Annotated in this window: 22 protein-coding genes and 1 pseudogene; 11 read left to right on the top strand and 12 right to left on the bottom strand. The window is 69.7% G+C overall.

From position 1 onward, the window contains the following. Positions 1-49: 49 nt before the first annotated feature. On the bottom strand, positions 50-3,151 hold the full coding sequence (locus KME75_RS45705) for an AfsR/SARP family transcriptional regulator (protein WP_219413792.1): 3,102 nt from the start codon (positions 3,149-3,151) through the stop codon (positions 50-52). 1,503 nt (positions 3,152-4,654) lie between these two features. Here KME75_RS45705 and KME75_RS07415 point away from each other — a divergent pair. The 4 genes from KME75_RS07415 (at position 4,655) to KME75_RS07400 (ending at position 8,696) form a co-directional block, all read left to right on the top strand. Further along, complete coding sequence (locus tag KME75_RS07415) at positions 4,655-5,992, top strand: hypothetical protein (protein ID WP_219413791.1); 1,338 nt, start codon at positions 4,655-4,657, stop codon at positions 5,990-5,992. A gap of 88 nt (positions 5,993-6,080) precedes the next feature. Beyond that, positions 6,081-6,272, top strand: coding sequence for a hypothetical protein (locus KME75_RS07410; protein WP_219413790.1), 192 nt, complete (start codon positions 6,081-6,083; stop codon positions 6,270-6,272). 181 nt (positions 6,273-6,453) lie between these two features. Continuing rightward, positions 6,454-7,770, top strand: a complete 1,317-nt coding sequence (locus tag KME75_RS07405) for a hypothetical protein (RefSeq protein ID WP_219413789.1) — start codon at positions 6,454-6,456, stop codon at positions 7,768-7,770. 83 nt (positions 7,771-7,853) lie between these two features. Next, positions 7,854-8,696 carry an IS5 family transposase gene (locus KME75_RS07400; protein ID WP_219413788.1) on the top strand — a complete coding sequence of 281 codons (843 nt, stop codon included), beginning with the start codon at positions 7,854-7,856 and terminating at the stop codon, positions 8,694-8,696. A gap of 1,565 nt (positions 8,697-10,261) precedes the next feature. On the opposite strand, the gene KME75_RS07395 is transcribed toward KME75_RS07400, so the two are convergent. Continuing rightward, on the bottom strand, positions 10,262-10,456 hold the full coding sequence (locus tag KME75_RS07395; RefSeq protein ID WP_219413787.1) for a hypothetical protein: 195 nt from the start codon (positions 10,454-10,456) through the stop codon (positions 10,262-10,264). A 721-nt stretch (positions 10,457-11,177) separates the two neighbouring features. On the opposite strand from KME75_RS07395, the pseudogene KME75_RS45700 reads away from it, so the two are divergent. Together KME75_RS45700 and KME75_RS42785 are read left to right on the top strand one after the other, a co-directional pair. Continuing rightward, positions 11,178-11,384: pseudogene (locus KME75_RS45700) on the top strand (4-hydroxy-2-oxovalerate aldolase family protein); the annotation flags it as partial. Continuing rightward, positions 11,356-11,523: a 4-hydroxy-2-oxovalerate aldolase family protein gene (locus KME75_RS42785; RefSeq protein WP_308282626.1), complete on the top strand. Its 168-nt coding sequence runs from the start codon at positions 11,356-11,358 to the stop codon at positions 11,521-11,523. The pseudogene KME75_RS45700 and the gene KME75_RS42785, both read left to right, overlap by 29 nt. 105 nt (positions 11,524-11,628) lie before the next feature. Here KME75_RS42785 and KME75_RS07385 read toward each other — a convergent pair whose 3' ends face one another. The 6 genes from KME75_RS07385 to fdxA form a co-directional block, all read right to left on the bottom strand. Then, positions 11,629-12,807 (bottom strand): hypothetical protein, encoded by a 1,179-nt coding sequence (locus tag KME75_RS07385; RefSeq protein ID WP_219413786.1) that lies wholly within the window; start codon positions 12,805-12,807, stop codon positions 11,629-11,631. Further along, positions 12,800-13,576 (bottom strand): IS630 family transposase, encoded by a 777-nt coding sequence (locus KME75_RS07380; protein ID WP_246631668.1) that lies wholly within the window; start codon positions 13,574-13,576, stop codon positions 12,800-12,802. The genes KME75_RS07385 and KME75_RS07380 overlap by 8 nt, the downstream gene beginning before the upstream one ends. A 64-nt stretch (positions 13,577-13,640) precedes the next feature. Next, on the bottom strand, positions 13,641-13,904 hold the full coding sequence (locus KME75_RS42780) for a helix-turn-helix domain-containing protein (RefSeq protein WP_246631654.1): 264 nt from the start codon (positions 13,902-13,904) through the stop codon (positions 13,641-13,643). Positions 13,905-13,949: 45 nt separating this feature from the next. Further along, positions 13,950-14,618, bottom strand: a complete 669-nt coding sequence (locus KME75_RS07375; RefSeq protein ID WP_219413785.1) for a hypothetical protein — start codon at positions 14,616-14,618, stop codon at positions 13,950-13,952. A 258-nt stretch (positions 14,619-14,876) separates the two neighbouring features. Next, positions 14,877-16,238 carry an FAD-dependent oxidoreductase gene (locus tag KME75_RS07370; RefSeq protein ID WP_219413784.1) on the bottom strand — a complete coding sequence of 454 codons (1,362 nt, stop codon included), beginning with the start codon at positions 16,236-16,238 and terminating at the stop codon, positions 14,877-14,879. Between the two features lie 33 nt (positions 16,239-16,271). Further along, the gene (gene fdxA / locus KME75_RS07365) at positions 16,272-16,598 is read right to left on the bottom strand and encodes a ferredoxin (protein ID WP_219413783.1); all 327 of its coding nucleotides are present in this window, start codon (positions 16,596-16,598) and stop codon (positions 16,272-16,274) included. 318 nt (positions 16,599-16,916) lie between these two features. Between fdxA and KME75_RS07360 the strand changes: the two genes are divergently transcribed. From KME75_RS07360 to KME75_RS07350, 3 genes are all read left to right on the top strand, one after another. Continuing rightward, positions 16,917-18,116 carry a cytochrome P450 gene (locus tag KME75_RS07360; protein ID WP_219413782.1) on the top strand — a complete coding sequence of 400 codons (1,200 nt, stop codon included), beginning with the start codon at positions 16,917-16,919 and terminating at the stop codon, positions 18,114-18,116. Beyond that, positions 18,116-18,319: a ferredoxin gene (locus KME75_RS07355; RefSeq protein ID WP_219413781.1), complete on the top strand. Its 204-nt coding sequence runs from the start codon at positions 18,116-18,118 to the stop codon at positions 18,317-18,319. Before KME75_RS07360 ends, KME75_RS07355 begins: the two co-directional genes overlap by 1 nt. A 72-nt stretch (positions 18,320-18,391) precedes the next feature. Next, positions 18,392-19,339, top strand: coding sequence for a PDR/VanB family oxidoreductase (locus KME75_RS07350; RefSeq protein WP_219413780.1), 948 nt, complete (start codon positions 18,392-18,394; stop codon positions 19,337-19,339). 45 nt (positions 19,340-19,384) lie between these two features. Here the strand turns inward: KME75_RS07350 and KME75_RS07345 are convergent, their stop codons facing one another. Beyond that, positions 19,385-20,092, bottom strand: coding sequence for a TetR/AcrR family transcriptional regulator (locus KME75_RS07345; protein ID WP_219413779.1), 708 nt, complete (start codon positions 20,090-20,092; stop codon positions 19,385-19,387). A gap of 412 nt (positions 20,093-20,504) precedes the next feature. Between KME75_RS07345 and KME75_RS07340 the strand changes: the two genes are divergently transcribed. Together KME75_RS07340 and KME75_RS07335 are read left to right on the top strand one after the other, a co-directional pair. Next, a complete protein-coding gene (locus KME75_RS07340) occupies positions 20,505-21,473 on the top strand; it encodes a thiamine pyrophosphate-dependent dehydrogenase E1 component subunit alpha (RefSeq protein WP_219413778.1) in 969 nt (322 codons plus the stop codon). Further along, entirely contained in the window at positions 21,470-22,507 is a 1,038-nt protein-coding gene (locus KME75_RS07335) for an alpha-ketoacid dehydrogenase subunit beta (RefSeq protein ID WP_219413777.1), read from the top strand. Before KME75_RS07340 ends, KME75_RS07335 begins: the two co-directional genes overlap by 4 nt. A 58-nt stretch (positions 22,508-22,565) precedes the next feature. On the opposite strand, the gene KME75_RS07330 is transcribed toward KME75_RS07335, so the two are convergent. Genes KME75_RS07330 through KME75_RS07320 form a run of 3 tightly spaced genes read right to left on the bottom strand, consistent with a single transcriptional unit; the run spans position 22,566 to position 25,627 of the window. Continuing rightward, positions 22,566-22,982 carry a limonene-1,2-epoxide hydrolase family protein gene (locus KME75_RS07330; protein ID WP_219413776.1) on the bottom strand — a complete coding sequence of 139 codons (417 nt, stop codon included), beginning with the start codon at positions 22,980-22,982 and terminating at the stop codon, positions 22,566-22,568. A gap of 27 nt (positions 22,983-23,009) precedes the next feature. Further along, positions 23,010-24,176: an LLM class flavin-dependent oxidoreductase gene (locus KME75_RS07325; RefSeq protein ID WP_219413775.1), complete on the bottom strand. Its 1,167-nt coding sequence runs from the start codon at positions 24,174-24,176 to the stop codon at positions 23,010-23,012. Positions 24,177-24,229: 53 nt separating this feature from the next. Then, positions 24,230-25,627: a dihydrolipoamide acetyltransferase family protein gene (locus tag KME75_RS07320; RefSeq protein ID WP_219413774.1), complete on the bottom strand. Its 1,398-nt coding sequence runs from the start codon at positions 25,625-25,627 to the stop codon at positions 24,230-24,232. Positions 25,628-25,719: the final 92 nt, after the last annotated feature.

Genomic DNA, 25,719 nt, shown 5'->3' with positions numbered 1-25,719 from the left:
ACTCGGATCGTGCATTTGGTACAGTTACGCATGTTGCTTATGACGCCCGTTATTTGTTCACGGGTTCCCGGTGGTTGGCGCGCTGGTGGATCGCCTCGGCGAGTTGGATGGTGGCGGGTTCGGGTTCGGCCTCGATGTCGGCGAGTTGTGCGTGCAGGAGGGCGTAGGTGTTGGCGGCGTCGTCGGGTCGGTCGAGTTGGGCTTGGATGCGCATGATGTCGCGGTAGATCGCCTCGTTGAGGGGTTCGAGGTTGCGGGCGGTTTCGAGGAGTCCGAGGGTCCGTTCGGGGTCGCGGGAAATGGTGAGGCGGGCCAGCGTGGTGAGGGCTTCGAGGTAGCGGCGGCGGGTGGCTTCGCGCAGGGTGATGAGCCATTCCCCGGTGTGGTCGACTGCGAGGGGTCCCTGGTAGGCGTCGATGACGGTTTCGCAGGCGTGGACGCGCAGGTCCGGGTCGGGTTGGGCGAGTTCGGCGGCGGCGACGAGGAAGGTCCAGTAGTCGACGGCGACGAGGTCGGGGTGCAGGCGGTAGCGGTCGCCGTGTTGGGTGACCAGCTGTGCCAGGCCGGGGTCGCCGGTGCTGCGGAGCGTGCGGCGGAGGCGGGCGAGGGTGGCGTGCAGCGCGTTCGTGGGGCGGTCCGGGCTGGCGTCAGGCCAGAGCGTGGTGACGACTTGGTCGCGGTGGACTCCGGCGGGGTGCACCGCGAGGTAGACGAGTAACTCGGTGGCGCGGGGCCCGAGTCCGCTGATCGGGCGGCTGGGTTGCTGGTCGTTGATCGACTCAGCGCCGCGACTGTGGTCGGCGCCGCTGTGGCAGAGGACGGTGGGGCCGAGGATGGACAGGCTCAGCGGTCGGGGCGTGTCGGGCCCGTGGTCGTCGGCCGTTGCGGCGGCGTGACCCTCGCTCGGTCCTGGTGGGCCGGCGGGGCGCGGCGCCAGTGGGGCCGGTCGGGCTGCTGGGGCGGGCTCGGCGGCGTCGTCGGTGGGTGGTGGCGGCTGCTGGTTCGACGGTGCCGCAGCCGTGGCGTCGTGATGCTCGAGGGTGTGGCGCAGCGTGGCCGTCGGGGTGGGGAACAGGTGGGCGCCGGTGAGGTGCGCGGGCAGGCTCGCTGCTATCCCGCCCGGGGTGGGGTGGGGCGGGGTGTGGCGGGTGATGCGGTGCTGGTCGTCGACGTGGCAGCTCCAGCCGGGCGGCCACCACCCGGTGATCACCGCGACGAGGTCGTGGTCGCGTCCGGCGGTGAGAGCGGCGCGCAAGCGATGCTGGGCGGCGGTGGTGGCGGGTGCGGGCACGATCAGCAGCCATGGTCTGGCCGCGGGGTTGGGGTGGGCGCGGCGGCGGGCCAGCTCGGTCTCCGTGGCCTGGAGTGCGAGGAACGGGTCGGGGACCGTGCGCACCACGTTCCCGAGAACGCCAGAACCGGAAGGCTCACTGCCCCCGGCCGGGAGATCGGTCGGCTCGTCGTCGGTCGGCGTCTGGAGGAGCGCGGCCGCGGTGGAGACCGGCAGCACGATGGTGGCCGGCGGGGCGTGGTCGGTGAGGAGCCGGACCAGGGTGCGGGCGATGGCCGGGGCGCCGGGGCCGGTGAGGCCGAATCCGCCGGTCGCGGCGAGGTCGAGCAACACCGGCTGGCCGTCGTGGACACCGATGTGCAGCGACCGGCGTGGTCGCGTGCCCTCGCGGGCACCGTTTCTGTGCTGACTGCTCGAGGTGGGCGGGATGGGGCGGGGCGCGGGTGCACTCGGCGCCGGAAACGGCCGCTGCGCGCTCGCGCCGGGCGGGGTGGGGTCCCGGTCCGTCCCCTCGCCAGCGGCCTGGCGCGGCGACGTGATCGGGTCGGCCGCTGGCGCGCCGGTCGAGGAGGTCGCGCCAGCCGATCGTGGGCTGGTAGCGGCGGTGAGGTCAGCAGGGGCAGACTGCCGGGCCCGGTCGCGGCGGGCCAGCACCATCGCCGCTGCGGCGGCCGCGGCTGCGGTGGCGGTGGCTCCGATTAGGACGGCGTGGCCGTCGAGCGAGTGCGCGGAGCTGGCGCCGACTCCCGCTCCGGCAGGCAGACCTGTCGCCGTGGGAGGAGGCATCGGGACGGGATCTGGATTTCCGCCCGGTAGCGGTTCGGGCGCAAATGGCACTGGCGCGTGCTCCTCGTGGCCTGGTCGTCGGTGCCCGGGCTGGTGGCCCGGCTCGATTGTTGCGGGGGGCGGCGACAGCGGTGGCGGAGGCGGTGGCGGGGGTGGCTGCCCTTCCTGGGCCGGTCCGTGAAGGCTGGCGGGAGGCGGTGGCGGCGCTGGTGTGGCCCGGTCGGCCGCCTCGGGAGCTGGCGGATCGGGTGCGGCGGTGTGGATGGTGATGTCGACGTCGGTGACTATCACCGGCGGGGCCCCGCGAGGTCGGGCCGCCGCTGGGGCGTCGTGGTCGGTGAGGGCGTGGTGGATGCGGGTGGCGTCGGCGTGCAGGGCGGCCCACCGGTCGCGGTGGTCGGCGAGCCACTGGCCGTAGTTGTCGGCGGCCGCGCCCCGCCAGGCGGGCACCGTGACCGCCGTCACGCTGAGCAGGAAGCTGGTCTGGAGGGCAGCGTCGCTGCGGGCCTGCCACAGGACCAACGCCCGATCCAGCGACATGCCGGCGGGCATCGCGGCCGATGCCGTGACCGTGGGCGCCAGATAGACCGGGACGGGTGGCATCGCATCGTAGTCCGGTGGCGGCGGGTTCGGATCGGCCTGCACCGCAGCGGGCACTACCGGCACCCCGCCGTTGTCATGCCCGGGCGCGATGACGTGTTCCCCGCGGCCGACCGAGATGATCACAGCGGCGAGCTGCTCGTCGCCACGGAGGTAGCTGCGCGCCGTGTCGCGCAGCGCGGTCGCGGTGTCGGTGAGGTCGATGAGCAGCTGGTCCCGCCGGGCGCACCAGTCTGTGTTGGCCTGGCCCAGCCACGGCGGCGCCGGCCGTCCCCCTAACCCAGCGGCTCCGCAACCGGCCGGGGGCGGAACCCCCTGGGGGTCGTGCTCGCGCCGCCGGCGGCGTTCCTCGCCCTCTACGATCTCAGCCAGCTCGCCGCCGGCGAGCTCGAACTGCTCGAGCTCGACAGCGAAACCCGCACCCGGACCTTCACCGCGCTGCACGTCCCCGCGCTCCACGTCACTGCGCTGCACTGCCGCACCCCCGGCACGTCGGCCGCACGGCCATCCGCGGCGGCGAGATCCTGAGTAGTCCACCGCGGACCGGCGCGCGGCCGGTTCACCCGGGATCACCCGATATTCGTAGCGAAGCCGTGTCCGGCGCCCGGAAGCGGACCCCTCCGTTGCTTGTCTGCCAGTGGGTTCGGGCAGAAACACTCCGCACTCGAACCACATTTGGGCCGGGGTGATCGCCGCGAGGTGCGCGGCACCGAGAAAAACCGCCGAGAGGAGTTCGACGGGGTAGTCATTTCGAAACGCCTCGTCCTCGACGCCACGTGTACCCTGCGTGGTAAGCGTGGCTTCCAGTCGTACGTTCAGTGTCGAGCAAACGTGAATTGGCAGAAGAGTCCTGAGTATCGTGCGCCCCTTCTCCTCGTCCACGTGTGTATGTGGCAACGCGGCCAGTCGGGCTACTCCGGGGGCTGTCGCTGATTTAGTGTGGAAGAGCCGTCACTGCAACCCGTAGAATAAGCTGACGCACGCCAGTACAGACGAGAAATTTCCTACGCTCGACAACTGTGGCGTGCACGGGGCGAAGGATGGATCCGCAGCTATGCCGGGCAGCCCTACCGAACACGCTCCGGTCGTGCTGGCAACGCGAGAACAACGCGACCCGGTGTGGCATCAGCACCCTGATGCCCCTGGCATGCTGCGACAAGAGGGACAGAGGGTCGCGAATGATCCGGAGGGGATGCTGACAGCACGGAAGGGACGACGGGTTGCGGTCAGCGGCTCCGGTCGCGCCGAACGGTGCTGTCCGTGATCGCGTTCCGGGCTTCGTGAGCTCTCGCGTCTCCATGCTCGTCACCACCTTCGCGCTAGAAGGCCAGTGCCGGTGGCGAGACGGCGCCCGGTCGGCGCCCAGACGAAAGGATCGTGATCAGCCCCGACTCCCGTCAGAAGCGGCACTGCCAGGGGAACGGAGCAGCTTGAGACCTCACGGCGGGGCACGGCGCCCGATGTGGCCAGCAGTGCACCCCGCTGGCCACCGACTTGACATCGAACCTATTGACTCTTTCCTGCGCTTCGCTTCTGAAGCTAATCGATCCGTGGGTGCTTATTGTGCACTTGCGAAAGCCGACTCGTTGACGCTTTATGCTTTCGCGCCTGGCGATTTGAATTTCCCGATGCAGCCTGGTTCCGCGCGGCTAAATGTCACGTGGCTCCGGGTGATTGTCGATCGGCGCGGACTGTGGGGGGCTAGAAGAATCATGAAGAAATGGCCCCCCTCGTCATTGAGATTCCGGTGCAGAGCGCGTACATTAATAGGTGACAGCGAACGACGGCCCGCCGGGCCCGGAAAGCGGCACCGGACGGAGCCATCAAGGGAAAGCGACAATTCCTCACGGGGGTGTTCTATGCGTGTCGGGCGAACGAGTGAGGACACGGGCCGGTGGACGTGGACGATCGACCGCGGCCGCCGCATGGCCATCCGATGCGGCGGCACTCGGGTTGCCACCTTGACCTACGCCGACGGTGTGTGGCGGGTCGACGGAACGCGCCTCGGCCACCGCGCTGGTGCTGGCCGACATGCCCACCGGCGGGTCGGGAATCGACCGGGCGCAGGCGGCGCAGGCGGCCGGTCTGCTGCTGGCGCGGGCCGACGCCGGGATCCTCACCGCAGCGGAGATCACCCCGGTCGCCCGCACCGTCGAGACCGCGCTCGGCGCCGACACCCTCGCCGACCTCCGCGCGATCTGGCGGGCCGCGCAGCGGGTGGCCGACGACGACACCGAGGCCATGCTCGAGCTCGGCCACCGGTGGTGCACCGCCGTCGGCGCCGACCCCGGCACCCCGCCCGACACCCCCGACACCTCCGTGACCCCGCCCGGTAGCCGGTTGGAGGGCCCGGCCGGGGCGTCGGAGCTGACCGCGGCGATCTCCGAGGTCCTGCGCCGGGTCGCCACCGCGGTGGAGGCCGCGGCGCTGCCTGCCGACCCGGCCGAGACGGCCGCCACCGCGCGGGCCACCGAGGACGCCGCCCGTGCCGCCGCCGAATCCACCGCCCGCGCCGTGTTCACCGCCGCACCCGCCACGCGGCCTGGGCGGCGCCGGGTCGGGCGGACCGCACTCGCGGGTACCCGTCCGGCGACCGATGGCGAGCGGGCCGCCGCCCGCCAGCTCGGTCGGGCACTGACCACCGCCGCGGTGCGGGACCGGGCCACGATCACGACCACGTCGGCGACGCCGCCTGGTCGGCTGCGGATGCGCGGCGCGCTGGCCGCGGACGCGCAATGCGCCGCCGGGGCGATGCCCACCGCTGAACCGTTCATCCGCACCACCCGCAAGGTCACCCCGGCGCCGCCGCTGCGGCTGGGCATCGCCTGCGACGTGTCCGGCTCGATGTATGAGTTCGCGGCACCGGTGGCCTCGGCCGCGTGGATCCTCGCCCACGCCGCCCACCACACCCGGGTCACCGCCACCACCGCGACCGTGATCTTCGGCAACTACGTGCGCCCGATCGCTCGGCCCGGTGACCGCCCGGCCGTGGTCACCGAGTTCGCCACCGACGACGACTACGAGGACATCCCCGCCGCGATCGACGCCCTCGACGGCGCGCTGGACCTGTCCCGGCCCGGTGCCGCCCGGCTGCTGGTCATCGTCTCCGACGGCCTCTACACCGCGGCCGCCCGCGACGACGGCCAGACCCGCATCACCCGGCTGCGCCGCCACGGCTGCGCGGTGCTCTGGCTGACCCCGCCTGGCACCAGCAGACCCTTGGACGGCGTCACCGTGCACCCGCTCACCGATCCCGCCGCGACCGGGCAGACCATCGGCCGCGCCGCCACCGCCGCCCTACGCGCCACCCGCTAGCCGCCGCGTCGGCGGCGCGTGCGAGCGCGCCGCCGACCCGGGCGGGACCGGAAACCCATCGCCGCAACGTCCAGGAAAGGAGACCGAGATGGCCGACGACGTACCCGACGACGCGATCGCCGTACAGCCCGCGGCCGCGAAGCGCAGCACCGCCGAGATCAACGCCGAGTTCGCCCACCTACGACGGCTGAACAAGCGGCACGGCGCGCACCCGGCCCGTACCGCGGCGCTCAACCGGCTCGCCGCCGTCCTGCGTCAACGCCGCAACACCCGCGCCTGACCGACCACCGCCAGGCGGCACGCACGCCAGCGCGCCCGCCGCTGACAGCTTGACTTCAGCACCAGCACCAAGCGTCCATACACGTGTGGCCCTGCATCACGGCAGCGCGCGCCGAAGGACCACATCGCCCCCGGGGGCATGACACCCCAACCCACTCAGCCCATCGAGCAGGAGTCTTGTCATGCCCACAACCACCACCCCGCCAACCACCAGCCCGCCGACGGCGACCGACACCAGCGCGGACGATGCCCGCCGTGATCGCGTGGAGGACCGCGTCTGGGCCGCCCTGCGCGGACACCCCGGCGCCACCGCCGCGCAGCTCGCCACCCACGCCGACGCCGGACGCTCCACGGCGATGAAGATCCTCGCCGGATGGGCCGCCGACGGCAGCGCCACCTCCACCCCCGGCGACAGCCCACGCGCCCCGCGACGCTGGACCGCTACCCCTACGGGCAGGTCGGCCACCGCCCCCGAGCCCGCCGCCACGTCCGCACCCGGCGGCATCGAACCCGGTACCGACGCCCGCGCGGACGGTCCCGCCGAGGACGGGGCCGCACAGCGCCCGGGCCTCGACGCCACCGTCTCCGACACCGGCACCCAGGGCGACGCGCCCAACGAACCGGTCGGCGGCACCGACAGCGCCGACAGCACCGACACGGCCGAACGCGGGCGCCTCGACTCGCCGAGCGAGCACGACCTCGACGGCGACTCGAGAAACCGCACCCCCGACGCGGGCGCCCGTGACGGCGCCACGGGCGAGCCCGCACCCCCTCGCGGTGCTGCCGACGGCGGCCCGGCCGACGACGACGGCCAGCCGCGGAATGCGGCGGCCCGCCACGGGCAGCCGCCACGCGGGACGGCTGGGCGCACCCAATTCGGCTCGACACGGCTGGGCGGGGGGCAGCTACGCGGGATGGTCGAGGAACACCTGCGCGAGCACCACCACGACGACCACACCCCGGTCAGCATCGCCAAGGTCCTCCGACGGTCCTCCGGCGCGATCGCCAACGCCCTCGAGCGGCTCGTCGACGACGGCTGGGCCGAGCGAACCAGCGACCGGCCCAAGCGCTACCGCTACACCGAGCCCGATGACCCGGCAACACCGCACGACCCCGCCGACGGGGCCAGCAGCGCCGACGGGGCCAGCAGCGACGCCCCGGACCCGACACCACCCGCACCGGCGCCGACGACGACCCGGGCGCAACGCGTGAACTCGGAACCAACCGGAGCGGGTAGCCGCACGCCCGGGCAGGCCCGGTTCACCCCTCCAGGCACGCCCGGGCGGATACCAATTACCTCGTGTTCTGGCGCCGCCGCCCTCCCGGCAGACGGCCGCCTCGACCGTTGGGCCGCCCGGGTACGGGGAGGGACAACAACGCCGCCGGGATGCGCTGGCGCCGAACCGACGGTGCCTCGCCGGCGATGCCCGGTCGCGTCGGCGGTAGCTGTGCATCGGGGGGCAACTAAGAGGTCGCGCGGAATGATCACAGGCCGGTAGCGGCGGGCGCGTCGGGAGGTAGGAGCGGGCACGAACCTTCCGATCATGAAGTTGCTGACGCTTCGTGATCACCTGGAGGGTGCGTGCCCGCGCTGCCATCCTGGCTCATCGAGCCACTGTGGGACCAGTTCGCCGCGCTGTTGCCGGCCCGCGAGGAGTTCGTGGCCACCCATCCGTGGGGCTGTCACCGCCGCCGGATCGCCGATCGGATCGTGTTCGACAAGCTGATCCAGGTGTTGCGGTTCGGCTGCTCGTATGAGGCGATCGCCGACACCACCTGTTCGGCCACCACCATGCGCACCCGCCGCGACGAATGGATCGCCCTCGGCGTGTTCGCCTCGCTCGTCGAGATCGCCCGTGACGCCTACGACCGGATGGTCGGGCTGGTGCTCGAGGAGGTCTCGGTCGATGGCTGTATCACCAAGGCCCCCGGCGGGGGTGAGGTCGCCGGACCGTCGCCGGTCGATCGGCGCAAGCAGGGCATGAAACGCTCGGTGCTGGTCGAGGGTTACGGCATTCCGCTGGGCCGGGTGCTGGCCGGGGCGCACCGGCACGACTCGCCGCTGCTGGCGCCGACCCTGGACCGGCTCGCCGCGCTCGGCCCGCTGCCCGACGAGATCACCGTGCACCTCGACGCCGGATACGACTCCGGCAAGACCCGCGACACCTTGGCCGCGCGCGGGCTGAACGCCGAGATCGCGCGCAAGGGCGAGAAGGCACCGATACAGGCCGGGCAGCGCTGGCATGTGGAGCGCACCAACGCCTGGCACAACAGCTTCAACCGACTGCAGCGCTGCTACGAACGACGGGAAGCCGTCGTCGACGCGTTCTTCGACCTCGCCGACGCGATCATCACGGTACGTAGCCTGATCCGCCGAACCTGGATCCTCTACCGCTGGGACACCCGGCCCATCCGCAGGCCATGATCAACTCATCTATCCGCGCGACCTCTAACAGGAACCACTGGATCGCGGCCGGAAGCCCGGCGCGGGTGACCGTCGCGAATCCGACCCACGTGCGCCACTCCAGGCGCGCCACCATGGGTCGCCCGGAGACACCGCAACCGCTGAGGCCCGATCCGGCTGCGCACCACAAGCGAGCTGTCTGAACGGAGAAAGGACAACAACCATGGCCCGCGCCATCCAGACCGTCGGTGAGCTGAAGGCCCATCTCGACCGCTATCCCGACGACGTCCCGGTCCAGCTGGCGGTGCAACCCGACTACCCGCTCGCCGAGACCATCGGCGCGGTGGTAGGCACCCCCCGACGGTGCCGACATGCAGGGGCAGCCACCGGCAGCGGAGACACCGCGCATGGTGTGGATCGGTGCGGGCAGCCGCCTCGGCTGCCTGCCCGACAGCGCGTGCAACGCCCTCGGCTGGGAAGCCAGAAGCTGACCGCGATGAAGAGTCCGCCACTGTTCGGCGAGGTTCCCGGTGCGGCCGCCCATCAACACGAGCGGGAGGAAGTGTGCGATGAGCGTGGCCGAGCGCACCCGCGACCGCCCTCGCGCGATCGCGCACGACCGCCAACGGCCAGTACCCGCGGAGCGCTCGCGGCGTCTGATCCACACACGCGACGGTGGCGGGCCCGGCTGGCCCGCAAGCTCGCCGCCACGCTCGGGTCGACCCGGCCGACGTCGTGGTCACCGCCAACCCCGCGCCGCAGCCCCGGCGGCTACCCCGGCCACCTCCTGATCGTCCACGACACCGAAGGCCGCAACGGCGCGGTGGTGTGGCGGTTCGTACCGGAGGTCGGTGACGACACCCTTCACCTGCTCCTCGGCGCGTGCCGCGGCTGGGCGGCGAAGTACTGGTCGCGGCGATCGCCGGGTTGGCCGACTCGGCCTGTTCCTACCACCGGCCGAACATCCACCACCTGCGGAACGACGAGCGCGCATATGGCCCTGGTGTGCCGGATGTATTCGTCGGCGACCCGGGCCATGCCGCCGACTGCCCAACCCGCACAGGCTCCTCCTCCGGATAGGAAACCCCCGCTTGGTTCATCGCATCGGCGGGGCGCCCTATTCGTTGCGCTTGGCCCGTGGCCGGGCTGGAGCCCTGCGCGGCCGCCGTCGACGGGGAGCTCCCGGATTGTGCCCGCGCGCTTCACGAGGCCGCCCAGCGTGAACGGCACGTGCCCGTCGCGCGCGGGGCATGTCGCGGTGGCGGCGCAGCGGGCCGAGCCACCGCCGCGCGCGGACGCGGCCCCAGAGCATGAGCCACGCGATGACCGCGCCAGACGCGCACGCTTCAACGCTGGGGCGGGGGTCACGCAACGGTCCCGGGCGATGTGGGCGGCGGCCGGTGCGTTCTTCCCCAACGCCCGGCCGACCGCGAACCCATGCTACCGCAAGGGCGAACGCTTGTTCGAGAGGTGGCGAGTGGGCTCGTGCGGTCGGGCGTCGCTGCGGCCGCGTCACGCCCACCACAAAGCAGCGGAGGCGGACCGGGCTCGACAGCGACCCGCGCCTTCTCTTGGGGAAGGTGCAATCACGCGGGGCAGGCACCCCAGAGACCGCGCTGCGCGGCTCGGGAATCGGCCTCGGCCGCGGCGATGACGGAGTGCTCGCGGACGGGGTTGCGCTGGAAGACGTAGGAGCGGGCGGCGCCGGCGTCGGCAGCGAGGACGAAGTAGTGGCACCGCTTCGGCGCCGACGCGATCGGCCAGCACGTCGACGAGCTCACCCGCGACGCGCTGCGGCTGCGCCTCGGCGACCGCAAGTGTCGGTTCCTGGTCCGCCGCGGGCCGGCCGAGGAGGTCGTCGCCGCCGGCTGGGCAGGAACCGGATGTTGAGCTTCGCTGGGCGATCCGTTCCGTGATCCGGTCGGCCAGGCGCAGGTCGACCAGGTTGTTCCAGTAGGTGTGCAGCTGCTCGGGCTGGTGGTGGTGATGGCGAGGTGGCCCATGCCGGAGCGGCCGGTGACGAACGCGGTGTTCTGCATCCGCAGCGGCGCGGTGCTGGTGCGGGCGCGGGTGAAGACCTCGGTGCTGAGGCCCTTGGGGCCGGGGGGCGCCACAGCCGCTTCACCCCGCGTGCGGCCTCGTCCGCGGTGCCCTCGACGACCGGCAGCCCGGCGGCGCGTACGCGGGCCAGGACGATCTCGAAGGTCTCGTGGTCGTCGATCTTCGCCGCCGTGCCGTCGACCCGGCCGGCTCCCGGCACCGTCGCCCGGCCCCGCCTGACGGCTCCACCGACGGCTCCGTGGCGCTGACCCCCGTCCAGTCCGCTCCGGCACCAGCAGCTGCGCGCTGACGTGCTGCCCGCAGAAGGGAACCTCATGGCATTCGACGCGATCACGCAGCCCCGCACCGCGGACCCGATCGCTCCGCCATCGCACCCGCAGTGGCCCAAGGAGACCGTGCGGGCGTGCGCGCCGCCGCCGATCGGCTGCAGCAGGCTACGCGGTGCAGTCCCTGCTCACCGAGGCGTCCCTGGCCAGGGGTCGACACATTTGTCTTGCGCAAGATCGGCCTCAAGTCGCCGGCGGTGCAGGCGTAACTCTGCAGGACGCCGCCGACGACCTCGTCCGGCCGCTGCAGGACTGGCCGGCCCGCGTCGACCGCGAGACACTGACCCTCGGCTATGCCGGGGTGTACTCCAGCTTCCTCCGCTACGCGGAGCGCGCGGCTGCCGAGCACGGCCGCGACACCCGCGCCGTCCTCGTCGGAGGTCGGGCGCCGCGGTCTCGTCGGCGGGCAGGAAGACATTATCGTCGACATCGCACTCGATCTGGCCCGGGCCGCCGGATGACGGCCGGCGGTTTCGGCCCAGGGCCGTTCGCCGCCCCGCCGCGTCCGTCAAGTACGTGATAACGCGCTGTATCACGTATTGGTATCGACACGAAAAGAAGCGTGCCTATTTAGCTTTGCCGCAGGCGCCGCGCAGGCTGATGAGCCGCTCGGCGGCACGCCGGTCCCCGGCGGCGGCGCGCCCCGCAAGGGCGTCTAGGTCGCCACGGAGGGCGAGCAGGTCGTCCAGCTCCCGGGCGGCATGCTGGTCGCCAGCATCGGCCCGCTCGGCCAGGGCGTCGATGTCGCCGCGGTCGACGAGTTTTTTGGCGAGCCACCACGCGGAGTGCTGGTCGCCGGCGTCGGCCCGCGCGGTCAGGGTGTCGAGATCGCCACGCTCGGCAAGCAGCCAAGCGAGCCGTTCGGCGGCGTGCCGCTCGCCGGCGTCGGCCCGCGCGGTCAGGGTGTCGAGATCGCCACGCTCGGCAAGCAGCCAAGCGAGCCGCTTGGCGGCGAACCAGTCGCCGGCGTCAGCCCGCGAGGTCAGAGCGTGGAGATCGCGGCGCTCGGCGAGCAACTCGGCGAGCGCACTCGCGGCGTGCGGGTTGCCGAAGTCAGCGCGCGCGGCCAGAGTGTCGACGTCGCCACGGAGGGCGAGCAGGTCGTCCAGCTTCCAGGAGGCATGCTGATCGCCCGCGTCAGCCCGCGCTGCCAGGATGTGGAGATCGCCGCGCTCACCAAGCATCTCCGCGAGCCGGTGGGCGGCACTCTGGTCGCCGGCGTCGGCAAGGTTGACGAGGGCTTCGGCGTCCCCCACCTCCGCATAGAGCTGAGCGCGTTGCCTGGCGGGGTGACGGCGGATGAGGGCCTGCGCGAGAGCGCGTTCTCCGGCGCGGTCGGCCGCCCGGGCGATCGACATGGACGTGCGGGGTGTGACGTGTGCGGGCAGCAGCCGCCAGATTCCGGTGTGGACAAGCGGCGATGTGCCGGTGGCTCCGCTAAGGAGGTAGTCGAAGGCGCGGTCGCCCCATCCGCGGTGATGTTCGAGGAGCGGGCTGGCGCCAGCGACGGGCTGGCGGGCCCAGGCCAGGCTCTCGATGATGGACGGGGGTGGGGTGGCGTGTCGCAGGTGTTCGGGCAGGTAGAGCTGGTGGACTTCGAGGAGCAACGGTTTGGGGATGGGTTGGGCGTAGCCGGCGCGGTAGCAGCCGATCACGGCGTCCACAAGCGCGGCCGCGGTCTGTTTGACCGGGTCATCGCTCGCGCGGGCGCGCTCGAGCTCGTCGACTAGTGCCGCGTCAGGCAACGTTCGGTAGGTAATCGGGCTTGCGGATCTTGGACTCGGGAGCGAAGCGTCGCTTCGGGCGGGCGTGGCGGTTGGCCCAGCGGATGTAGCCAGCGATCGCGGCCTCCTGGGCGGCGTGAGAGGGGTAGTCGCTGCCGTCGAGGGTGAAGTAGCGCAGCGCGGTGAACTCCGACTCGATCCAGTTCAGCCAGGACGCGTGGGTCGGGGTGAACACCAACTCGACGTCGTTGGCCGCGCACCAGTCGGCGACTTCGGCCTTGCGGTGCGGGGAGAAGTTGTCGCAGACGACGTGCAGCCGGCCGGTAGGGAACCGGCTCCGAAGCTGGCGCAGGAACGCGAGGAACTCCTGCCAGCGCTTGCGATCCCGCAGCCGGTAGAACAGCTGACCGGAGGCGAGATCGAGCCCGGCGAGCATGTGCCGGACACCGCCGTAGCGGTTGTAGGTCGCCCGCAGCCGTGCCGGACGGCCGCTGGGGAACCAGCCCCGGCCCGGGCGGGGTTGCAGGTTCAGCGGCCCGAACTCATCCACGCAGACCACCCGCGCACCCTCGGTCAGCCGCCCGGCGGCGGAGCGGTCGTAGAGGTCGAGTATCCGGGCCATCTTCTCGGCGAACTGCGGGTCCTTGCTGGCTTTCCAGGTCTTCGTGGCCTGCCAGCGCACTCCCGCAGTGCGCAGGATCCGGCGCACGGTGTCGGTGCTGATCTCGATCCGGTGCCGCTCGCGCAGGTGCTCGACCAGCTTGGACAGGCTCCACGTGGTGAACGGCAGCCCGACCTGCTGTGGCGGGGTCCGGGCGACCCGACAGATCAGCTCGCGAGCGTGGGGGCCGAACTTAAGGAGGACGGCCCCCGCTCCATTTTGGGTCCAGCGCCGCGAACCCCTTGTCGTTGAACGCGTGGATCACCTCCCGCGCGTACTGCGCGGTCGCGGCGAACATCGCCGCGGCCTCGGTCGCGCTGCGACCCTGGACAGAGGCCAGCACGATCCCCGCCCGACGTAGCCGGACCCGATCCCGCGCCGTGCGGGTGATCTTCACAAGTCGCTGTGCCTCGGCCGGGTCCAGCTCCCGGACGAACACCTCAGGCTGTCGTGCCATCGCCCACCTCCGACGACAGCCTCCCAGCCGATCACCGTGACCGGGTTACAACGCCAACCTTCTCGGACGAGGCACTAGCTGGGGTCCGGCCCCGAGCCACTCAGCGATCCCGTACCGATCGCCGATCTTGGAGAGGGCCTCGGCAATCCATGGATCATCCAGCGACCGTCCCCGAGCGAGTTCGCGCTCGAAATCGTCGCGGGGCGGCCGGCGCTGCAGCATGATCCTGTGCGCGGCGCGCTGCAGCAACCACCAGCCCGCGGTGTCGCGGAGGGCTTCTTCGGCGTCCGAGCTGAGGGTGGCGAGCAGGACAATCGGCCCGGTGGGCAGGTCAAGAAGGCGGTTGAGACGCTCAACCCCCTCGTTCTCTCGGAGGAATTCCTGGATCTCGTTGAGCCACACCACTATGTGGCGCAGGCCGAAACCGGCGGTGAGCAGTTGGGCGAGGGAGCGGGCGCTGCGTGGGATGAGCAGCCGCCAGGTCGGCAGCTCGGCACGCATGGCTTCTATCGCGGTGCGGGTCTTGCCGGCTAGGGATGCGCCGGTGATGAGCACCAGCCGCACCGGCGGCTGCTCACCGTTCGCGGCCGCCGCGAGTGCGGGGCGCAGCTCGGTGCGGTCTTTCTCCCGCTCCACGTAGGCGGGCAGTTCCCCGGCTCGGACGCGCGCGGATAGGTCCTGTCCCGAGGACAGGTGGGTGATCGGGCGATGCACACGCAGACGGGTCCAGTCGCGGTACTGTGAGCTCCACGACCCAGGGCAGTTCAGCTTTGCGTTATAGAGACCCTGACTTGTTGTGCCTTCGTGCCAGCCTTGCTCCTTCTCGCCCCGACACCTGCAGCTCAAGCCGGGACAGCTGCGCGACGTCGACGAGGGCAACGCGGAGCAGTTCGAGTCTTCGGCGTGGTCCAGCCTTGGCCCAGGATGCCAGCGGGAGGGGAGGTCGCAGCCGCGGGACCCAGCTGGAGACTTTCAGTTGGAGGGCTGCCCCCGGGAACGAGACACGCCAACGAGATCCTCTGTCGAGGTGAGCTTGACCCGGGGCCGCCCGTGTGGCTTGCCACGTCCACGCTCGTGAACGTCGATCGCCTGCCAGCCCTCGTCGGTGACGAGATCAGGCTGCCGCTCGGTCAGCCACTCTTGGATTTTGGCGGCCTCCTGGACGGGTTTCCGCGCGAGGGTAGGGAGGTCGGCGAAGAGGTGTCGCACGGTCTCGTTCGCGTCCTTGCGGTTGGTGCCGATGATCCCGGTCGGCCCTCGCCTGATCCATCCGACGACGTACTCACGCTCCCGGCCCTCGATCTTGCCGGCCTGGTTGGGTATGACCCCGCGGCGGTCATCGAATGGGATGCCGGGCAGCGCGACGCCGCGGTACCCGACGGCCCGGAACACAAGGTCTGCTGGAACGACCTCGCGCTTGCCGGTGTCGACGGCGCGGACCAGCCCCCCGGCGTCGGTCTGCAGCTCGGTGACCGCTAGCACGACTTCCTCGACCCGCCCGTCACCGCGAAGCTCCACCGGCGAGCGGTGGAACCGAAAGGCGATCTGTCGGGCCGCGGCGCGCGTTGGGCCGGACGTGGCCCACTCCCGCATGAGGTCGAGATTCCGGCGCACCGCCTTGGTCATCGACCCTGCGTCCACGTCCCCTTCGGAAGGAACCTCCTGCGGGTCCACGGCGACGACCAGCCCCGCGATGTCGTCGAGCTCCCGCAGCTCGGTTGTGGTGAACGCCGCCTGAGCAGCCCCACGGCGGCCCAGCACGACGACATCGGAGATGTCGCTGCCGGCGAGGGCATCGAGGGCGTGGTCGGCGATGTCGGTGCGGGCCAGCTCACTGGGTGACAGGACGAGCATCCGTGCCACGTCGAGTGCGACGTTGCCGTTGCCGACGACCACAGCGCGCTTGCCGGACAGGTCGAACTCGAGCTCCGCGTAGTCCGGGTGGCCGTTGTACCAACCGACGAAATCGGTGGCCGACCAGCTGCCGGGCAGGTGCTCGCCGGGGATACCCAACGAGCGGTCGGTCTGTGACCCTACAGCGTAAATGATCGCGTGGTAGCGCTCGAGCAGCTCGTCGCGAGTCACATGTCGGCCCAGCTCGATATTGCCGAAGAAGCGGCAGTCGTCGTGGGCTGCGATCTTCTCGTACTGGGCGCTCACCGACTTGATCTTTGGGTGGTCCGGGGCGACGCCGGCGCGGACCAGCCCCCAGGGCGTCGCGAGCCTGTCGTACAGGTCAACGCGGACGTCGAGCTCATCGGCGTCGAGCAGCGCGCCGGCCGCGTAGAATCCGGAGGGGCCGGAGCCGATGACAGCGACCCTGTACGTGCTCACTGATTTTCCCCTTCTCGGATGCCGCCGTACATCTCACTCGTCATGCGACTGGGGCGGCAGGCTCGCTGCCGGACCGACGTCCTTGTCGATCTTGCCGATCTTCGAGGCGCCGCCGGGCGAGCCCAGCTCGTCGAAGAAGTCGACGTTGGCCGTGGTGTAGGTGGCCCACTGCTCGGGGACGTCGTCCTCGTAGTAGATCGCCTCGACCGGGCAGACGGGCTCGCAGGCGCCGCAGTCCACGCACTCGTCGGGGTGGATGTACATCATCCGCCCGCCCTCGTAGATGCAGTCCACCGGACACTCTTCGATGCACGACTTGTCGAGCAGGTCGACGCAGGGCTCGGCGATCACGTAGGTCACGGGCTGGATCCTCCGTTCGGGCGTTCCACGAACACTCCAATTCTACTATACGGTCAGTAAGCGTGCAAGGGGTGCGATGCTCAACGTGATCTTTCGCAGGCCTGGCCGGTTCCTCGGCCCAGCGCTGCGACGTCGACATCCGGCCGCCTGAGCCGCGCTGGTCGAGCACGGCCGGCGGCGTCGGGGCCTGCACGCAACGAGCTTCTGGGCGTGCTCGTCGAACACGAGACGGTGCTTGACACGGCGCGGCGGCAACCCTAAAGTCGTCGATCAATCGATCGACCAATTAGTCGGGCACAGGACGGAAGGAGCCCTCCAGTGCTGGAAGACCAGAGGTCTGCATCGCTTGCCGGAGCGATGCCTGACTACGACCACTTCTCCGAGAAGATGACCGTGTCGCCCTACGACGTCTGGGCCCGCCTTCGGCGGGTGGCTCCCGCAACACGGAGCAACAAGTACGGGGGCTTCTACTTCGTCAGCAGGTACGAGGACGTCAGCAAGGGCCTCAACGACTGGAAGACGTACTCCTCCGCACAAGGGATTGCCGTGCCGCCGATGCCGGGCGCGCTCCTGCCCATCGAGCTCGATCCTCCGAGACACCGTGCGTTCCGAGCGTTCCTGAACCCGCATTTCACCCCGCAGGTTGCCGAGAACCATGCATCCTGGATCCGGGCCTCGGCCCGGGAATATATCGACCGCTTTCCCGCCGACGGCGTGCCGTTCGACATCTGCGACGCCTTCACCCTTCCTTTTGCCAAGCTCATGGCCTGCCGACTGATCGGGATCCCCGACGGCGATCTGGAAGTCATCGACCCGTGGGTCGATGAACTGACGACGACGACGAGCCGGGATGGCAGCGACGAGTCCGGTGCGGGGGCCCGACTCTTCGGGTACCTGCAGAAGCTGTTGACGGAGCGCAAGGCGGGGGAGCCGCGCCAGGACCTGCTGTCTGTCGTGATCGAAGCCGAGGTCGACGGCGCATCGCTCGACGAGATGGAGCAGATGTCGGTCCTCATGCTTCTGCTGTTCGCCGGACTCCATACGACGTCGGCGGCACTCGCCGGAGCGCTCGTCTGGCTCGCCGACCATCCCGAGGACCAGGACCAACTGCGGCGTGAACCTGATGGGATCAAGCTCGCAGTGGACGAGTTCGTCCGGTACGTGTCGCCTGCCGCGCACATGGGTCGGATGTGCGTCCAGGACACCGAGATCGCGGGGTGTCCGGTCAGCAAGGGCGAGCGGGTCCTCTTCGGGATTGCCTCGGCGAATCGCGACGCCGCCCAGTTCGAGCACGCCGATGACGTGATCCTCGATCGCCAACCGAACCACCACGTCGGGTTCGGCATGGGTCTGCACCGGTGCCTGGGATCGAACATCGCCAAGGTGGCGATGCGGGTGGCGCTCGAGGAGATGCTGACGACGTTCCGCGGCTTCTCGGTCGTCGACCACAACTTCGGATGGGTTCCCGGGGCAGAGGCGCGGGGGCTTCGCAATGTGATGTTCGCGGTGGACCGCTGATGGCACTCTCCGCCCATGTCGACAGCGGGCGGTGCCAGGGACATGCCCGATGTGTGGACATCTGCCCAAGTGTTTTCGACTTCGACGATGAAGGATTCGCGTATGTCACCGTCGACCGCGTGGACGACGATGACGCCGCGGCCGTGGAGCGGGCGATCGCTGCCTGCCCCGAGCAGGCGATATCGGCCACCCCTCTGGCCTGATGCGACGGCCGCTCGGCAGCGACTCCGCCCGGTGCGATCTCCTGCCCACGCCCGTCCTCGCTGGAGCCCGTCATGACCGAGACCGAACTGGACCTCGTCGTCGCCGCGCGCCAGGACGTCGCCGTCGGCACCGTCGCCCTCGACCTGCGCCACCCCGCGGGCGATGAGCTGCCGGCCTGGGCGCCGGGCGCGCACATCGACCTGGTCCTCGCCGACGGCCTCATCCGCCAGTACTCGCTGAGCAGCGACCCCGGCGACCGCACCAGCTGGCGGGTCGCGGTGCTCCGCGAGCCGGAAGGGCGCGGCGGATCGGCGTTCGTGCACGACAAGCTGCTGCCCGGCGACTCCGTCCGGGTCCGCGGCCCGCGCAACCACTTCCCTCTCGAACCCGCCGCCCACTACCTGTTCATCGCCGGCGGCATCGGGATCACCCCGATCCTGCCCATGCTCACCGTGGCCACCGCCGCCGGGACGGACTGGCGGTTGGTCTACGGCGGGCGCAGCACCGCATCGATGGCGTTCATCGATGAGGTGACCGGCTACGGCGACCGCGTCGAGCTGTGTCCGCAGGACCAGCACGGCCTGCTCGACCTCGACACCCTGCTCCGCGAACCCGCCCCGGACACGCTCGTCTACTGCTGCGGGCCAGGCCCGCTGCTGGACGCCGTCGAGGCATGCTGCGCGGCCTGGCCTAACCGATCGCTGCACGTCGAGCGGTTCAGTCCCAAGGAGGTCGGTGAGCCGGTCCGCACCGACTCCTTCGAGGTCGAGCTGGCCGTCACCGGCACGACGCTCACGGTGCCGCCGGACCGCTCGGTGCTGGACGTCGTCGAGGAGGCCGGCGTCGAGGTGCTGGCGTCGTGCATGGAGGGCACCTGCGGCACCTGCGAGACCACCGTGCTCGCGGGTGCGGTCGACCACCGGGACTCGCTACTCACCGCCGACCAGCGCGCCGCCCAGGACACCATGTTCATCTGCGTATCCCGGGCGGCGTGCCCGAAGCTGGTCCTGAAGCTCTGATGCGTTGACGGGACGGCATCGCGTAATGACCGACCAGGCGTCAGATCAGAGGCTGCCGCGCGTGCTGCGCTTGCGGGGCGTTGCGTCCGCCGCCCATGGCGTCTCGGGGATGTCCCCGTTCGGCATCTGGAGGCCGTAGATGATGAAGTTCCAGAACGAATACGCGATCTCGCGCGGGCGCAGCTGCCCCGCTCGGCCGTACCAGTGGTAGGCCCAGTTACACATGCCGAGCAGCGCCTGCGTCGCCAGTCGCGGGTCGACGTTTCGAAACTCGCCACGGTCTACCCCGTCACGAATCACGGCGCGCACCATGGACTCGTACCGATCGCGCTTCCCCCGAATGACGTCCCACTGCTCGGTCGGCAAGTCTCGGTCATGCTCGAAGAGCGCTCGCAGATGGCCGCGGTGCGTCTCCATCAGCTCCAGGATGTCGCTCATGATCTCGAGTAGGAGATGCTTGCCGTCGAGGCCGGCGGCCAGTCGGGCCTGGTGGCGATCGAGGACCAGATCGAGGCAGGTGTTGTGGATCCCGTAGAGGATCTCATCCTTGCTCCGGAAGTAGTGGTAGAGCGTTGGCTTCGCGATGCCGACCGTCTTCGCGATATCATCCATCTTGACGCCGGCGTACCCGGACCGGTCGAACAGTCGAGCCGCGCGATCGATGATCTGCTTACGGCGCTCATCAGCATCACTGCCAGCGACGCGGCTCGCGGTTTCATCGGTACCGACGCCGACGCCGGAGATCTCGCTCATCACTAAAATGTAGGCCAACCGGCCGGTGGAGTCCAGGAGGACCGCCTCCGTACGTCATGTGCAGCCGTATGGGCCTGCCCTCCTGTCGATCCGCGTGATCGAGGACGCGAAAGCCGACGCCCGAGACAACCCCCGCCACCAGCGGATGAGCCCTGGTCACCCGGCTCACCCGACGGAGCCGGTGGCCCAGCGATCGACGCTGACCGCCGACCTCAAAGCATCCACGCGTTCTGCCAGGGTGCCCGGCCGTCCCGCTTCCGTGACTTCGCCAGCCCACCGATAAACAAATCCCGGCGACTGGCGACTGACGACTGGAAGGCCGGGCTCGCCACCGCTGTCGCCGCAAAGGCCGTGCACCGAAATTGCCTCGCGGTCTATCCCCGCCCGCACGGTTGGTGTTACGATTCAAGCCATGGTAGCCGAAACGGTGGGATCTGCCGCGGAAACACCGCAGCTGCGTGTCGATCTCTACCGAAGGATGAGCTTGATCCGCCACGCTGAGTTGCGCGTACTGCAACACGTACAAGGCGGAGACTTCGGCGGGTTGTGGCACTCCGGGTTGGGCCACGAGGCGATCGCCTGCGGGACGGCCGCCGCGCTGCGGGGCACCGACCGGCTGTACGCCACGCATCGCGGCCTCGGCCATGTCGTGGCCAAAGGCATGTCGCTGGAGGCGGTTTTCGGCGACATCCTTGTTCGCCGGCTCGGCAGCGCGCGAGGCAAGGGGGCCGGAACACCGCATTTCGCCGACCCGGCGGTCGGCGTCATGGGTTTCAGCGGCACGCTCGGCGGAAGCTTCGTGCTCGGCGCCGGAAGCGCGCTTGCCGCAACCATCCTCGGCCGCGACGAGGTCACTGCGGTGGTATTCGGGGATGGCGCATCCGCCCGTGGGACCTTTCACGAGGCGGCGCTGACCGCATCGACCTGGAAGCTCCCGGTTGTCTGGATCTGTGAGAACAATCAATGGGGGGCCTCTGCCCCTTTCGCGGTGCACTGCCCGACCGAGACGATCGCCGAGCGAGCCGGCGCGTATGGCATGCCGGGGGCGGTGGTCGACGGCGCGGACGCGCTCGCGGTGCACGCCGCGGTGCGGGAATCCGTGGATCGGGCACGCGACGGCGGCGGTCCCAGCCTGCTCGAACTGCGTACCGTCCGGATGCACGGGCACTACGCGGGCGACCAGCAGCAGTACCGGGACGAGAAGGTCCAGCTCGATGATCCCGACCGCGATCCGTTGCCCAGGATGAGGTCGCGGGTGGATGCCGCCACCGCCGACCGGCTCGATCGCGAGACGGCGGCGGAGGTGCAGGCCGCATTCGACGCGATACTCGCCGCACCAACAGTCGGGGCCGAAGTGATCTATGAGGATGTGTGGGTATGAGTGGTTCCACCGAGGGGCAGGGCGTCCTGCTCGATGCTGATCGGCGAGCCGAGACGAAGCAGGTCTCCTACAGTCTCGCGATCAACCAGGCGCTCGCCGAGGAGATGCGCCGGGACGACCGCGTGTTCCTCATGGGGCAGGACGTCGGCACGATGGGCGGGGTGTTCGGCGTGACCCGGCGCTTGCTCAAGGAGTTCGGGCCCAAGCGGGTACGGGACACCGCGATCAACGAGACCTTCGTCGTTGGCGGCGCGGTCGGCGCGGCATTGGCCGGCGCTCGGCCGGTTGCGGAGCTCCAGTTCGCCGACTTCCTCTTCTGCGCCGCCGACGAGATCTTCCTGAAGATGGCAAAATGGCGCTATATCCACGGCGGACAGTTCACTGTCCCGATGGTCCTGCGCTGCCCGACCGGGATCATGGGCGGTGCCGGCGCCGAGCACTCCGCCAGCCTCGAGGCCATGTGCCTGCACACCCCCGGCCTGCGGGTGGCGATGCCGGCCACGGGCTCGGATGCCAAGGGCCTGCTCAAGACGGCTATCCGCGACGACAACCCCGTGGTGTTCTTCGAGCACAAGATGCTCTACAAGGAGAAGGGACCGGTCCCGGTAGCCGACACGCACTTGGTCCCGTTCGGCAGCGCCACGGTACGCCGCCAGGGCCGGCACCTCACCGTGGTGGCCACCGGTTTGATGGTGCATCGCGCGGTCGAGGCCGCGGAGCGGGTCGCGGGTTCGGGCCTCGAGGTTGAGGTGATCGATCCGAGGACGCTGGTGCCGCTGGACATCGATACCATCATCGAGTCGGTGCAGCGCACCGGCAGGGCCTTGGTCGTGCACGAAGCCGTCCGCACCGGTGGAGCCGGCGCGGAGATCGCCGCACAGATCCAAGAACGTGCGTTCTTCGCGCTCGACGCACCGGTCTGGCGACTCGGTGCGCTCGACGCCCCGATCCCGCAGGATGCCGCGCTCGAGCAGCATTGTGTGCCCAGCGTCGACGAGATAGAGCGAGCTGTACGTGAGCTGGTTGCCTTGTGAGGCGTGGCCGCCGAAACCGAGACGGTGAGGTGACCATGTCACCTCACCGTCTCGGTCCTCAGGACGCTTGCTCAGGACACTTGAACGGCGCAGTGTCCCAATAATCGCTCCAGTAGACGATCTTGCCCTCGCGGACTTCGAAGGCGCCCATCGCCTTGAGCGACATGAGTTCCTCGCCCGCTTCGTTGTAGATGTAATCCATCCGCTCGGCCATGACGAGCGAGCCGTTCGACAGTACCGGACCCCAGTCCACCCTGAAGGCCGCGAAGCCGAGCCCTTCCCTGAACTTCGTCAGAAAGGCAATCATTTCCGCTGTGCCGTGTGCGGTGGGGTAGCCGGTGTTATGCCAGGCACAGTCCTCGGCGCAAAACGTGTGCAGTGCGTTCAGCGTGTCGTCGAACGTGGGGCCCATCGAGTTGAAGAACTCACGAACCACCTCTTCTGGAGTCAACGTTGCTTGGGTCAACTTCGGCACCTCCCGATGACGGATGATAGACGACTGTCAACTGCTCTGGGCCTTCGTCCCAGCATGGGCCTTCACTGCCTTGTTGACCTCCAATGCCCGCCGGATCGAGTCCTCGGCGTCGCTTGGCCCGACGATCAAAGGAGTCATGTCCAGGTGTCCGACGAAACGCGCGCCGGCGTCGATGAACTGCGAGTTGATCGCCGCGATCTCCTGCGGGGAACCGACGTTGAACGATTTGCGAACCATATCGGTGCTCACGCTCGACGTGATGGCGTCGAGCTCCGCGTCGGTCTGCTCGAACGGCAGCCAGTGCAGCGCGTAGTGCCAGCTTTTGGGCATCACCGGCTGGATCCCCTCCTCGGCCCAGTCGGCTCCGTTGAGCCGCCCGAACTGGGCGGCGTAGTACTTGGCGATCGGATTCTGCAGCACCTGCTCGATAACGTCGGGATCGTCGTGGCAGATGCAGATGTTCCAGATCCCGAACCCGAACGCCTCGGGGTCCCGGCCGTGGCTTTCGACCTGCTGACGCAATGAGGTGACCTGCGCGGCGAACTTGGCGACATTGGCGATGGCCTGGGGGGTCGCGGCCTCGAAGCCGTCCGCATACTTCGCTGCGATCTCCAGGAGCTTGGGACCGCCGCCGAGCGCCCAGAACTCCGGCCGCTTCGCCGGCCGGGTAGTGCCGATGAACGCGTTCTGGTAGTTCCAGAAGTTCCCTTCGTAGGACACGGGCTCATCCGCGTCCCACAGCTTGTTCAGCAGGACGAACACGTCCTCGAGACGCTTCAGCCCCTCGGACCGCTTGTATCCGAAAGGCTTGGCGTGCCGCTGCTCGCCCGCGCCGATCGCACAGATAACATCGCCCTCCGTGCCGTGTGCGAGGGTCAGCATCTTCCGCAGCAGCTCCACCGGTGACGCGCGCACGGCGTCGGTAGTCAGCCTGACGCTCGCCGTGGGGTTGGCGGACAACGCGAAGGCCGCGTGGACGAAGGGATCATGTGTCGAGTGGCCATCGATGATCTCTGCGAACGGCGTGTTCTCCTTCGACCAGAGCTTGCCGGGGAACCACCAGGAGAACTCGTCATACAGCCAGAGGAAATCCACTCCGCTGGCCTGCATGGCCGACGTGAACGAAGCGATCGCCGATATCGGCGTGCTGCGGTGGTGGTCGAACGGGACGGCGAACTTGACGGGTCCTGACATCTACTTGCCTCCTTGTTGAGGGGTAATGCTCACGGGCGCGATCAGTCGGCGCCTTACTGGTAGGCGTCGGTCGGCCAGCTCTCCAGATGCTCACGGATGAGGTTGAGGCAACGTCCGGCTTCGGCCCCGTCTATCACCCGGTGATCGAACGTCAGATTGGCACGCATGATCGGTCGGATACCGATGCTCTCGGTCCCGTCGGCCAGCGTCTGCACCCAGGGGCGGCGTACGACCGCTCCGGTCACCAGGATGGCGACCTGCGGCTGGTTGATCACCGGAATGCCGGATACCGACCGCACCGAGCCCAGATTGCTGATGGTGAAGGTGCCACCGGTCAGCTCGTCGGCCGTGATTCGACGTTCACGCGCCCGCCCCGACGCGTCGGCGATGCGATCGGCGATCGACTCCGCCGTCAGTTCGTCGGCCTCGCGTACGACCGGTACGAGCAACCCCTCGGGCGTGTCGACCGCAAAGCCCAGGTTGACCGAGGTCCATTGCAGGAGCTGGTTCCCCGCCACGCTGGCGTTGAGCTCCCGGTGTGTCCGCAATGCGACGACGGTCGCGCGGGCGATGAGGGGGAGGAAGGACATGGTCTTGCGCTGGCGGATCCGACGCGCCTCGTTGAGCTCGTCCCGGATGGCACTGAGCCGGCCGAGGTCGATCTCCGCCTCGACGGAGGCGTGGGCGGAGGTGGCGCGCGAACGCAGCATGTGCTCGGCGATCGCTCGGCGCCGGGGTGACAGGCGCACCGCGGTGTACGGGACGGTGGAGTAGCCGGAGGGGACTTGCCCCTCGCCGGATGTTGCCGGGGATACCGGCGGGGATGTCGACGGGGAGACCTGTGGGGCAGGGGCCTGTGGGGCAGGGGCCTGTGCCGGGAGGTGCGCTTCCACGTGCAGGCGCACATCGTCGACCCGAACCCGTCCCTGCCGCCCCGTTCCGGTGACGTCGTCGAGGGTGACGTCGTGCGCGGCGGTGAGCTGACGCGCTGCAGGTGACGCGATCGGCGAGCGCGTGGCGCGCCGAAGTACCTCGTCCGCGCTTGCCTCCGGATCGAAGCGCACCACGATGCCGGGAGCCGGCAGGACAGCCGACACCGGTGGTGCGGACGGCTGGGCTCGCAGACCCTGACTCGGTTGCGTGGTCGATGGTGTTCGGGGTCCCGTCGCCGCCACCGGCCTGATTGGTGCGGGGGATCCCGGCTGCTCATGTGACAGGCGCGCCAAGGGTTGGCCGAGCTGCACGGTGTCGCCTTCGGCGACCAGGATCTCGCTGAGCACTCCGCCAGCGGGTGCCGGTATCTCCGTGTCCACCTTGTCGGTGCTGACTTCGCACAGCGGTTCGCCATCTGTGACGGTGTCACCCACGGATTTCAGCCACGTCGTGACGGTTGCTTCGGTGACCGATGAACCCATCGTCGGCAGGACGACGTCGACGGTGGTCTCGCTCATGCCGCCACTTCCTGAACGAGGATCTCCAGCCGGTCGCCGGAATCGGTTCTCACAGCAGCATGAGTGACCATGCGGCGATCACCTCGGCTCGA

The sequence above is a fragment of the Pseudonocardia nigra genome (genome assembly GCF_019396355.1).
Lineage (GTDB): Bacteria > Actinomycetota > Actinomycetes > Mycobacteriales > Pseudonocardiaceae > Pseudonocardia > Pseudonocardia nigra.
The sequence above is the reverse complement of the archived record's forward strand: the minus strand, read 5'-3'. Positions and strand labels throughout refer to the sequence as shown.

What these genes read in the sequence shown, in the direction of transcription:
- KME75_RS42780 (WP_246631654.1), bottom strand. Translation starts at nt 13,904, where the DNA reads ATGGCACGACAGCCTGAGGTGTTCGTCCGGGAGCTGGACCCGGCCGAG.
- KME75_RS07410 (WP_219413790.1), top strand. Translation starts at nt 6,081, where the DNA reads ATGGCCGACGACGTACCCGACGACGCGATCGCCGTACAGCCCGCGGCC.
- KME75_RS07335 (WP_219413777.1), top strand. Translation starts at nt 21,470, where the DNA reads ATGAGTGGTTCCACCGAGGGGCAGGGCGTCCTGCTCGATGCTGATCGG.
- KME75_RS07320 (WP_219413774.1), bottom strand. Translation starts at nt 25,627, where the DNA reads ATGAGCGAGACCACCGTCGACGTCGTCCTGCCGACGATGGGTTCATCG.
- KME75_RS07350 (WP_219413780.1), top strand. Translation starts at nt 18,392, where the DNA reads ATGACCGAGACCGAACTGGACCTCGTCGTCGCCGCGCGCCAGGACGTC.
- KME75_RS07405 (WP_219413789.1), top strand. Translation starts at nt 6,454, where the DNA reads ATGCCCACAACCACCACCCCGCCAACCACCAGCCCGCCGACGGCGACC.
- KME75_RS07340 (WP_219413778.1), top strand. Translation starts at nt 20,505, where the DNA reads ATGGTAGCCGAAACGGTGGGATCTGCCGCGGAAACACCGCAGCTGCGT.
- KME75_RS07325 (WP_219413775.1), bottom strand. Translation starts at nt 24,176, where the DNA reads ATGTCAGGACCCGTCAAGTTCGCCGTCCCGTTCGACCACCACCGCAGC.
- KME75_RS07345 (WP_219413779.1), bottom strand. Translation starts at nt 20,092, where the DNA reads ATGAGCGAGATCTCCGGCGTCGGCGTCGGTACCGATGAAACCGCGAGC.
- KME75_RS42785 (WP_308282626.1), top strand. Translation starts at nt 11,356, where the DNA reads ATGCCGGGGTGTACTCCAGCTTCCTCCGCTACGCGGAGCGCGCGGCTG.
- KME75_RS07355 (WP_219413781.1), top strand. Translation starts at nt 18,116, where the DNA reads ATGGCACTCTCCGCCCATGTCGACAGCGGGCGGTGCCAGGGACATGCC.